The organism is Flavobacterium sp. (assembly GCF_044341185.1).
Lineage (GTDB): Bacteria > Bacteroidota > Bacteroidia > Flavobacteriales > Flavobacteriaceae > Flavobacterium.
In genome coordinates this window covers 1-11,007 of record NZ_JBIISE010000043.1, presented here as the reverse complement: position 1 = coordinate 11,007, position 11,007 = coordinate 1, and the positions used below count along the sequence as shown (strand labels likewise).

The window sequence follows — 11,007 nt, the reverse complement described above, 5'->3', positions numbered from 1 at the left end:
AGCTTCAATTAGTTGTTTAATTGTAATCATTTCCTATTTTTGCTTGTTGCAAACAAAACCAATTTAAAAAAATGAAAATTCAAAACTTTTTTTTAGTCTTATTTTTAACAATTTGCTTTAATTCAATAGCTCAAAACACAACAAAAGACGTGCTTTTTACTATTGATTCAAACGAATATAAAATTGATGAATTTAAAAGAATTTATCTTAAAAATTTAGATTTAGTTAAAGACGATTCGCAAAAAGATTTAAATCAATATTTAGAATTATTTATTGGTTATAAATTAAAAGTGAATAAAGCGTATAAATTAGGCTTGCAAAATAATACAAAGTATCAAAGTGAATTAAATTCTTATAGAAATCAGCTTTCTAAATCGTATTTAAATGATTCAAAAGTTACCAATAAATTAATTGAAGAAGCTTATAATAGAAGTGTAAAAGAAGTAAAAGCATCACATATTTTGCTTTCTTTTGATGAAAGTATTAAAGGTGCAGATACGTTGGCGTTTTACAATAAAGCACTAGCGTTAAAAAAACAAATAGAAAAAGGGGAAAGTTTTGAATCTGTCGCAGTGGCTAATTCACAAGATCCATCCGTTGCAGATAACAAAGGTAATTTAGGTTATTTTTCAGCTTTTAGAATGGTGTATCCTTTTGAGTCGGCTGCATATAAAACAGCAGTTGGGCAAATTTCAAACCCGGTTCGTACACGTTTTGGCTATCATTTAATTAAGGTGACAGATGTTAGAGACAATAAAGGCGAAGTTACTGTGGCACATATTATGATTTTAAATCCGTCTGATGCTAAAGAAGAAGCCAAGTTAAAAGCCAAACAAACGATTGATGATATTTCGAAAAAATTACTACAAGGTGAAAGTTTTGAAGCGTTAGCAAGTCAATTTTCCGAAGATAAATCTACTGCTGTTAAAGGTGGTGTTTTACAACGTTTTGGCACAGGACAATTAAGTTCTGAAGCTTTTGAAAGTGTAGCATTTTCATTGGAAAAAAGCGGAGATATTTCACAACCATTTGAATCAGGTTTTGGGTGGCACATTGTAAAATTAATAGAAAAGCATCCAGTAAAATCATTTGCCGATTCAAAATCTGAATTAGAAAATAAAATTAAAAGAGACGAACGTTCGATAATTATTACTAATACATTGGCAAATAAATTAAAATCTAAATATACTCAAGAAGTAAACAAAACGCAATATAAGAATATAGAAAAAACGGTTACGGAAGCCATTTATAGTCAAACGTGGGAACTTCCAAAAGAAGATATTTCAATAAAAGACGATTTGCTTGTTATTGACAAAACAAAAAAAGTGCCTACAATGACTTTTGCAAGCTATATTCAATCGCAACAAAAAAATAAGCTTTCAACTAAACCGGTTACGAAATTAGTATCCGAATTATTTGAATCGTGGAAAGGCGAACAATTAATTGCCTATTATACTGATAATTTAGAGCAAGAATTTCCTGATTTCAAAAATGTTATGGACGAATACAGAGATGGTTTGTTGTTGTTTGATTTAATGGAAAAAGAAATCTGGGATAAATCAAAAACAGATACTATTGGGCTTCAAAACTTCTATAATTTAAATAAATCTAAATACAATTGGAAAGAACGATTTGATGTAGATATTTTGTCGTCAACGGATGCAACCGTTATTGAATCGGCTCAAAAAATGCTAAGAAAAGGAAAAAGTATTGAGTATATCAAATCGAAATTAAATAAAAATGATAAAGTAGCTATTATGGTGAAATCTGGTTTATTTGAAAAAAATTATGATATTTTAGATAAAATTCCAAATTTAACGGTAGGTGCAAACAATACGTATAAAGATGCAAATTATAGTTTTATTGTTCATGTAAAAAATACCAAACCTGCAGAAACAAAAGCCTTAGAAGACTGCAAAAGTAAAGTAATTAACGATTACCAACAATATTTAGAGTCGACCTGGGTTGATGAGTTAAAAAAAGAATTTAAAATAAGTATTAATAATGCAGTTTTTGAAAATGTAAAACAGCAATTAAAATAATAAAAACAGAAATAACCAATGATGCCAATACAAACAATGATTTCGAAATTCACAAATAAAACCAATCTTTTAGCGTTTGCTTTTTTATTATTTTCATCAATTACTTTTGCACAAAAAAAGCAAAAAGTAGATGGTGTAGCAGCTGTTGTAGGAAATTACATTGTATTAGATTCTGATATAGATTTAATGCTTTTAGAATTAAAAACGCAAGGTGTGGATACTGAAAAAATTACACGATGTGAATTGTTAGGTAAGCAATTAGAAGATAAATTATATGCACATCAAGCGGTTCAAGATAGTATTGTGGTTACTGATGAAGAAATAAATTCTTTTATGGATAGCCAAATGAATACTATGGTAGAACAAATTGGTTCTAAAGAAAAATTGTTTGAATATTATAAGAAGAAAGACGAGGAAGATTTTAGAAGTTATTTTTTCGAAATCATTAAATTAAACAAGTTAACGTCTCAAATGCAGCGTAAAATTGTGGATGAAATTACGGTAACACCTGATGAAGTAAAACAGTTTTTTAATAAAATTCCAGCTGATCAAATTCCAACAATTGGTGCAGAAATTGAATTGTCTCAAATTGTAGTGAAACCGGTAATTTCTAAAGAAGATAAACAAAAAGCTATTGATAAATTAAAAGAAATTAGAAATGATGTTATTAATAATGGAGGAAGTTTTTACAGTAAAGCTGTAATTTATTCTGAAGATCCGGGTTCAAGTTCAAATGGTGGATATTATAAAATGAATAAAAAAACACAGTTTGTAAAAGAATTTAAAGATGTGGCTTTTCGTATGAATGAAGGAGAAATATCAGAACCTTTTGAAACAGAATTTGGTTTTCATATTATTTTTGTAGAAAAAATTATTGGTCAAGATATCGAATTACGACATATTTTAGTGAGCCCAAAAGTAACCTCTAAAGCTATGAAAGAAGCATCAGATAAAATTGATGGAATACGTGAAAAAATTGAAAAAGGAGAAATTACGTTTGAAGACGCTGCCAAAGCTTCTTCAGATGATAAAGACACAAAAAACAACGGTGGACTAATATTAAATCCACGGTCATCTGAGCCTCGTTTTGAAATTTCAAAATTAGATCCTGCTTTATATAATCAAGTAAACGGCTTGGTTCAAGGTGAAATGTCTAAAGTGCTTTTAGACCAAGAAAGACAAGGAACAAAGTTTTTTAAAATACTTAAAGTTAATAAGAAAACAGTAGAGCACAAAGCAGATTATGGTACAGATTATATTAAAATAAAAGAATTAGCACTTTCTGATAAACAATTCCAAGAAATTGGAAAATGGATGGCTGAAAAAATCGAAAAAAATTATATTAAAGTAAGTAACGATTATAAAGAATGTACTTTTGAAAATAATTGGTTAAAAAAATAACTATTAATCTATACCTTTTACCCTAAACCCTTTACCTAAAAAGATGTCAGACGTAGCAGCAATTGAAAAATTAGTAAGTAAGCAAAAGCAATTAAAACAAGAAATTGCTAAAGTTATTGTAGGTCAAGACGAAGTAGTTAATCAGATTGTATTAAGTATTTTTTCTGGCGGACACGCTTTGTTAGTTGGTGTGCCTGGATTAGCGAAAACATTAATGGTAAATACTATTTCAGAAGCTTTAGGTTTGCATTTTAAGCGTATACAGTTTACTCCAGATTTGATGCCTTCCGATATTTTAGGGAGTGAAATTTTAGATGAAACGCGTAATTTTAAATTTATAAAAGGGCCAATTTTTTCCAATATTATTTTGGCCGATGAAATTAACAGAACGCCACCAAAAACGCAAGCCGCTTTATTAGAAGCAATGCAAGAAAAATCGGTTACAGTTGCAGGACAAAGCTTTAAATTAGATTTACCTTTTTTTGTACTAGCTACTCAAAACCCTATTGAGCAAGAAGGAACCTATCCATTGCCTGAAGCACAATTAGACCGTTTTATGTTTGCCATAAATTTAGATTATCCAACTTTTGAAGAAGAAGTTCAAGTAGTAAAAGCTACAACTTCAGATTTGAAAACAACAATAAATCCATTGTTTACTGCTGAAGAAATTATTTCTTATCAGAATTTAATTAGAAAGATTCCTGTAACAGATAATGTAATTGAATATGCGGTAACTTTAGTTTCTAAAACCCGACCAAATAATCCATTAGCACCAGATTTTGTTAAAAATTATTTAGATTGGGGAGCAGGTCCCCGAGCATCTCAAAATTTAATCTTAGCAGCAAAAACTAACGCCGCTATTAACGGTAAATTTTCTCCAGATATTGAAGATGTTCAAACAGTAGCTTTTGGAATTTTACGACATAGAATTGTAAAAAACTACAAGGCAGATGCTGAAGGAATCTCTGAAGAAGATATCATCAGAAAATTATTTTAACACTTCTCTGTTTTGTCAATTTGGCAAAATACACTATCGTTTTTTTCGAATTTCGTAGTTTAATTTATTTAAATTAAGAATTCCTAAATAATTACCCTTTTTTTGTTTTATTTTTGAATTAAATTCATTTAAATTGAATAATTACAAATAATAATTTCGGTATTGTCGTTTTTTATTATAAATTTTTTAATCTAAAAAGAATTGGTTAAATTTGTATCAGTTTTAAAACAGATTAATAAATTATCATAATAATTTTGATATGGAAACAAATATTTATAAAGAGTACATCAAAGAAATTGAAGAACGAAAAGGTCAAGGATTGCATCCAAAACCAATTGATGACGCTGATTTACTTAAAGCGATTGTTGCTCAAATAAAAGATGTTACTAATGAAAACAGACAAGATTCACTTTCGTTTTTTATCTATAATACATTACCAGGAACTACAAGTGCTGCAGTTGAAAAGGCTAATTTTTTAAAGGAAATTATTCTTGGTGAATCTGTAGTAAATGAAATTACTCCAAAATTCGCATTCGAATTATTATCTCACATGAAAGGTGGGCCTTCAATAAAAGTGTTATTAGACTTAGCTTTAGGAACTAATATTGACATTGCGAATGAAGCTGCGGCAGTTTTAAAAACACAAGTTTATCTTTATGATGCCGATACAGATCGTATAAAAAGTGCTTACCAAAACGGAAATACTATTGCAAAAGAAATTTTGGAAAGCTACGCAAAAGCAGAATTTTTTACCAAACTTCCAGAAATAGCTGAAGAAATTAAAGTAGTAACTTATATTGCCGGTGAAGGTGATATTTCTACAGATTTACTTTCTCCAGGTAATCAGGCTCATTCTCGTTCTGATAGAGAATTACACGGTAAGTGTATGATAACAACAAAAGCTCAAGAAGAAATTAAAGCCTTACAAGCACAACATCCAGACAAATCTGTAATGTTAATTGCCGAAAAAGGAACAATGGGTGTGGGTTCATCTCGTATGTCAGGTGTAAATAATGTGGCACTTTGGACAGGTAAACAAGCCAGTCCTTACGTTCCTTTTGTGAATTTTGCGCCAATTGTTGCAGGAACAAACGGAATTTCTCCAATTTTTCTTACAACTGTAGATGTAACTGGCGGTATTGGTTTAGACTTGAAAAACTGGGTAAAAAAGACTGACGAAAACGGAGAAATTGTTCGTAATGAAAGTGGAGATCCAATTTTAGAAGAAGTGTATTCTGTAGCTACAGGAACAGTTCTTACCATAAACACAAAAACAAAAAAATTATACAACGGCGATAAAGAATTAATTGATATTTCTAAAGCCTTTACACCTCAAAAATTAGAATTTATTAAAGCCGGTGGTTCTTATGCTATTGTTTTTGGAAAGAAAATTCAAACTTTTGCAGCTGAAACACTTGGTATTGAAGCGCCTCTAGTATATGCGCCTTCAAAAGAAATCTCAATTGACGGACAAGGTCTTACAGCTGTTGAAAAAATCTTCAATAGAAATGCTGTTGGAACGATTTCTAAAAAAGTATTACACGCAGGTTCTGATGTTCGTGTAGAAGTAAATATTGTAGGTTCACAAGATACAACGGGTTTAATGACAGCTCAAGAATTAGAATCTATGGCTGCGACCGTTATTTCACCAATTGTTGATGGAGCGTATCAATCAGGTTGTCATACCGCTTCAGTTTGGGATAAAAAAGCACAAGCAAATATTCCTAAATTAATGAAGTTTATGAACGATTTTGGATTAATTACGGCTCGTGATCCAAAAGGTGTATATCACGCCATGACAGATGTTATTCATAAAGTTCTTAACGATATCACTATTGACGAATGGGCCATTATTATTGGTGGTGATTCGCATACTCGTATGTCTAAAGGTGTTGCTTTTGGTGCAGATTCAGGTACTGTAGCTTTAGCTTTGGCAACAGGTGAAGCGTCAATGCCAATTCCAGAATCTGTAAAAGTTACTTTTAAAGGTACTATGAAATCATATATGGATTTCCGTGATGTGGTTCACGCTACTCAAGCACAAATGTTACAGCAATTTGGTGGTGAAAATGTGTTTCAAGGAAGAATTATTGAAGTACATTTAGGAACGCTTACTGCTGATCAGGCCTTTACATTTACAGATTGGACTGCAGAAATGAAAGCCAAAGCATCTATTTGTATTTCTGAAGATGATACGTTAATTCAATCATTAGAGATAGCAAAAGGAAGAATTCAAATTATGATTGATAAAGGAATGGACAATCATAATCAAGTCCTTCAAGGATTAATTAATAAAGCAAATAAACGAATTGCAGAAATTAAATCAGGTGATAAACCAGCTTTAAGACCTGATACTAATGCAAAATATAGCGCAGAAGTTATTGTAGATTTAGATGTAATCGCAGAGCCTATGATTGCAGATCCAGATGTAAACAATAAAGATGTTTCGAAACGTTATACACACGATACAATTCGTCCGTTATCTTTTTATGGAGGGACCAAAAAAGTAGATTTAGGATTTATCGGTTCTTGTATGGTTCACAAAGGTGATATGAAAATTTTAGCTCAAATGCTTAAAAATGTGGAAGCACAAAAAGGAGAAGTTAAATTTAATGCACCCTTAGTAGTTGCTCCACCAACCTATAATATTGTTGACGAATTAAAAGCAGAAGGTGATTGGGAAGTGTTACAAAGATATTCTGGTTTTGAATTTGATGATAATGCTCCAAAAGCTGCAGCGCGTACAGAATACGAAAATATGTTATACTTAGAGCGACCAGGTTGTAATCTTTGTATGGGTAACCAAGAAAAAGCTTCAAAAGGAGACACGGTAATGGCTACTTCTACACGTTTATTCCAAGGAAGAGTTGTGGAAGATGCTGAAGGTAAAAAAGGAGAATCTTTACTTTCTTCAACTCCAGTTGTAGTGTTATCTACAATTTTAGGAAGAACACCAACCATTGAAGAATACCAAAAAGCAGTAGAAGGAATCAACTTAACAAAGTTTGCACCTTCACATAAATTATTAACGAATTAATTTATACTTTATATAAACTAAAAACGCCAAGTGAAAGCTTGGCGTTTTTTTATTTAATAATTTATGAAAATCTATTGAGTTTTCATCTTTTTATATTTCATTACAATTTTAATCATCCAAAACAAATGCAATGCTACAATTGGTAATACAATTAGTAATTGCACTTTACTAAGAATGTAAATTAAATAAATCAGCGTAAAAGCAATGCATATTTGTCCAAATAAAATGATTTTAGAAGTATTACTTTTCCAATAGAAAAAAGCAAACATCAACAATAGCGGATTAAATAACAAAATATTGTAATTCCATAAAATTTCTTCGTGAAGTGAATAGAATCCTACTAAACTGAAAAATAACCCTAATAACCCAGCGAAAATAAAATAGGTAATTTGTATTCCTTTTTTGTTTATTAAAATCAAAATTATTACCGCAGCTAATAAAGAATAAATAGAATTTATATATGAAAACGGCTTTGTAATGGTTTCTTCATTTAAAATTTCAGAAGGTTTTGCGATTTTTTTTCCGTTTTGAGTAGCGGTATTTAACACTTTTTCAAATTCTAATGGTAAAAATAGGCGCGTAGCGGGTAGGTCAACTTTAGTTCCAAAAATAATTTGAATCCCTAATTTCATATAGAAATCTGACATATATGGATACAAAATTTCTCTATAACTTTGTTCTGATTTTGGTTGCTTTAAAATTTCTTCACCTAAAATTTTATTAATTTTATCTACAACCATTGTTGTGCAATTTTTATCAATAAATTTATACGTATAAAAGCGTTCATTGGAAGTTAGACTGCTATTAAGTTCATTCAAAAGTTGTTGTTTTTGAGCAGTAGTTAAATTCAATTCTTGTGCTACAATACTTCTGCCGTCTAATTTGTAATTGTATTCAAAATCGTAGTAATTTTCGCTTGTTACAAAATATTGTAAATCACCTTTTACGAATTTCATCATAAAATTCGGCGTTGTAAAATCAAAAGCACCATAATTATACACCACATCAAGTTGATTTACATTATCTGTAATTCGAATTCCAGTGTGTCCATACATCGCGTAAGAAACAGGCGCTGTTCCGCAAGTTAAAATACTAACTTTCGCATTGTCCGATAAAATTACGTTTTGCGAAAAACTAATAATGGGAAGTAATAAGAATAGTATTTTTTTTAGCATATTAATTGTTTTTTGAAGACTAATAAAAGTCTAATATCTATATTCTCAAAAATTTATCTTCTAAAAATTCCTAAATCTACCTTTACGGAAAAGACATTAGAATACAGTGCTGCACTTTGATTCCCTAAATCAGTTAAGGCGTAATCTACTTGAATGCCTTTGTATTTAAATCCTAAACCAATGTTAGGTTGAAAACTCACTTTATTTGTATTGTCAATTTGTGTAATTTGTTGAAAATTCCCTACACCAGCTCGTAAAAAAGCCAAATCAATATAGCCAAATTCAAATCCAACAGCAGGATTAATACTTACCATACTGGTAGAAATGATGTCATTAGTTTGTGCAAATTCCATATTCAAATTGGCTGCGGTAGTTAAGGTGTAATCGTAATGAAATTCGAATTTTTTTGACAATCCAAATTGTGCTTTTGGTAGGGTAATTTCACTTGTTTCAGGTAATTCTTGATTTTCTCCTGGAACCGCATTTTTTATTTTCTCATATTCTTCTTCGTTGATGGTCCAAGTGTTGTATGTTGTGGTGATGTCTCGTAACATTAAACCAAATTTCCAATCGTTTTTATTTTGAAATTGTAATCCTACATCAAACCCAAAACCCCAAGAAGAGGCAAAATCGCCAATAATTCTTCGAATTACTTTTGCATTTACACCATAATTAAAACCTTGTATGGGTAATTTTCGGGCATAAGAAAACGTTACACCATAATCGGCAGTAGAAAAAAGAGAAATTCTGTTGTAATCAATATTTCCCTGACTATCAATCAATTGAGTGGTATTCAAAATGTCATCCACACCAAAACGTATTAAAGAAATTCCCCAAGCACTTCGGTCGTCAATTGGCATTGCAAAACCTGCGTAATCATATTGAGCAATATTTGCAAAATAATTCGCGTGCATTAAAGCAATTTGTTTGTCTTCCAATTGTAAAATCCCAGCTGGATTCCAATATCCTGAATTCACATCGGATGTTTGTGCGGTTACTGCATTACTCATACCTAAAGCAGCAGCATCTACACCAATGTTTAAAAATTCATTGGAATATTTACGTATAGTTTGTGCAAAAAATGACGTAGAAGTCAAAAGCACGAGGGTTACTATTATTTTTTTCAAATCATTTAAATCTTACAACAAATATCATAATTTCTTATTTAATAAACTCAAATTCTTTCAATTTATTGTTTACATTTGCTATAGAAAATTCATATTAAAGAAAAACGTATTTCATGAGTATCAAAAAACACATTCCAAACGCCATCACTTTGTTGAATTTATTAGCAGGTTTACTGGCTTTAATTCATGCATTTAATGGTAATTATAATGAAGCTTTTTCATTGGTTTGTTTAGGTATTTTCTTCGATTTTTGGGATGGTTTTTTTGCTAGAATTTGGAAAGTTCAAAGTCCAATTGGCTTACAATTAGATTCTTTAGCAGATATGGTTACCAGTGGCGTTGTGCCAGGATTGGTAATGTATAAAATGCTTGGTGATATTCAGGAAAATCAATCGCAATATAATTTAACAGAAGATACGTATTATATGGGTGTTGTACCGTATTTAGGATTTTTAATCACTTTAGCGTCTTGTTATAGATTGGCTAAATTTAATGTAGATACGCGTCAAACGGATTCGTTTATTGGTTTACCAACACCAGCAAATGCTTTGTTAATTATGAGTATTCCAATGATTCAGTTTCATTCGGAATTTGAATGGTTGGTTGATTTTTTAAGTAATCCTTATGTTTTAGTAGGGGTTACAGTTTTAAGTTCGTATTTATTAAATGCAGAAATTCCTTTATTTTCATTAAAAGTAAAAAGTTTCAGTTGGGAAAAATATAAAATGCAAGTCGTATTTTTAATCCTTTCTTTGATTTTAATAGTCTTGTTAGAATTCATTGCGACTCCGATTATCATTTTATTATATGTGATTTTATCGGTAGTAAATAATATGTTGGGTAAGAAAGTATAATGGCAACCAGAAGAAGATACACTTCTAATAGAAAAAAACAAACTTTAATTAGTCCGAAATCTTTCAAATGGATTCTTGGACTTTTTTTGTTATTGTGTACGATTGTTTTTGTGTATCAGAAAAAAGAGGTGTTTTTATATTATTTGGGATTTAAAATTAAAAACACCGAACTAACTGCAAATCAGAGAAAATTAGAAGATAAACGAATAAATGAAATCGTAGCCAATCACGAAGGTAAAATTTTCGGTATAGATGTTTCTCAATATCAAGGCACTATTGATTGGGAAAATCTTGAAGCAATTGAGGAGCAATTTGAAATTAAGTTTGTAGTGGTTCGGGCTACAGCCGGAAGTAAAAAAGTGGATAGAAACTTC

7 protein-coding genes and 1 pseudogene are annotated in these 11,007 nt (G+C 30.6%); 6 read left to right on the top strand and 2 right to left on the bottom strand.

Annotation, left to right across the window (positions count from 1 at the left end; translation table 11 throughout):
• The first annotated feature begins 71 nt into the window (after window positions 1–71).
• The 4 genes from ACIQZ1_RS08725 (at window position 72) to ACIQZ1_RS08710 (ending at window position 7,477) form a co-directional block, all read left to right on the top strand.
• Window positions 72–2,042, top strand: a complete 1,971-nt coding sequence (locus ACIQZ1_RS08725; RefSeq protein ID WP_396160581.1) for a peptidylprolyl isomerase — start codon at window positions 72–74, stop codon at window positions 2,040–2,042.
• A gap of 18 nt (window positions 2,043–2,060) precedes the next feature.
• Window positions 2,061–3,443 carry a peptidylprolyl isomerase gene (locus ACIQZ1_RS08720; RefSeq protein WP_396160580.1) on the top strand — a complete coding sequence of 461 codons (1,383 nt, stop codon included), beginning with the start codon at window positions 2,061–2,063 and terminating at the stop codon, window positions 3,441–3,443.
• Between the two features lie 43 nt (window positions 3,444–3,486).
• Entirely contained in the window at window positions 3,487–4,440 is a 954-nt protein-coding gene (locus ACIQZ1_RS08715) for an AAA family ATPase (protein WP_396160579.1), read from the top strand.
• Window positions 4,441–4,699: 259 nt separating this feature from the next.
• Window positions 4,700–7,477, top strand: coding sequence for a bifunctional aconitate hydratase 2/2-methylisocitrate dehydratase (locus ACIQZ1_RS08710; RefSeq protein ID WP_396160578.1), 2,778 nt, complete (start codon window positions 4,700–4,702; stop codon window positions 7,475–7,477).
• A gap of 71 nt (window positions 7,478–7,548) precedes the next feature.
• On the opposite strand, the gene ACIQZ1_RS08705 is transcribed toward ACIQZ1_RS08710, so the two are convergent.
• Together ACIQZ1_RS08705 and ACIQZ1_RS08700 are read right to left on the bottom strand one after the other, a co-directional pair.
• Window positions 7,549–8,652: a DUF4105 domain-containing protein gene (locus ACIQZ1_RS08705; RefSeq protein WP_396160577.1), complete on the bottom strand. Its 1,104-nt coding sequence runs from the start codon at window positions 8,650–8,652 to the stop codon at window positions 7,549–7,551.
• A gap of 53 nt (window positions 8,653–8,705) precedes the next feature.
• On the bottom strand, window positions 8,706–9,749 hold the full coding sequence (locus ACIQZ1_RS08700) for a PorV/PorQ family protein (protein WP_396160582.1): 1,044 nt from the start codon (window positions 9,747–9,749) through the stop codon (window positions 8,706–8,708).
• Window positions 9,750–9,892: 143 nt separating this feature from the next.
• On the opposite strand from ACIQZ1_RS08700, the gene ACIQZ1_RS08695 reads away from it, so the two are divergent.
• Together ACIQZ1_RS08695 and ACIQZ1_RS08690 are read left to right on the top strand one after the other, a co-directional pair.
• Window positions 9,893–10,633: a CDP-alcohol phosphatidyltransferase family protein gene (locus ACIQZ1_RS08695; protein ID WP_396160576.1), complete on the top strand. Its 741-nt coding sequence runs from the start codon at window positions 9,893–9,895 to the stop codon at window positions 10,631–10,633.
• Window positions 10,633–11,007, top strand: a pseudogene (locus tag ACIQZ1_RS08690) (glycoside hydrolase family 25 protein); the annotation flags it as partial. The gene ACIQZ1_RS08695 and the pseudogene ACIQZ1_RS08690, both read left to right, overlap by 1 nt.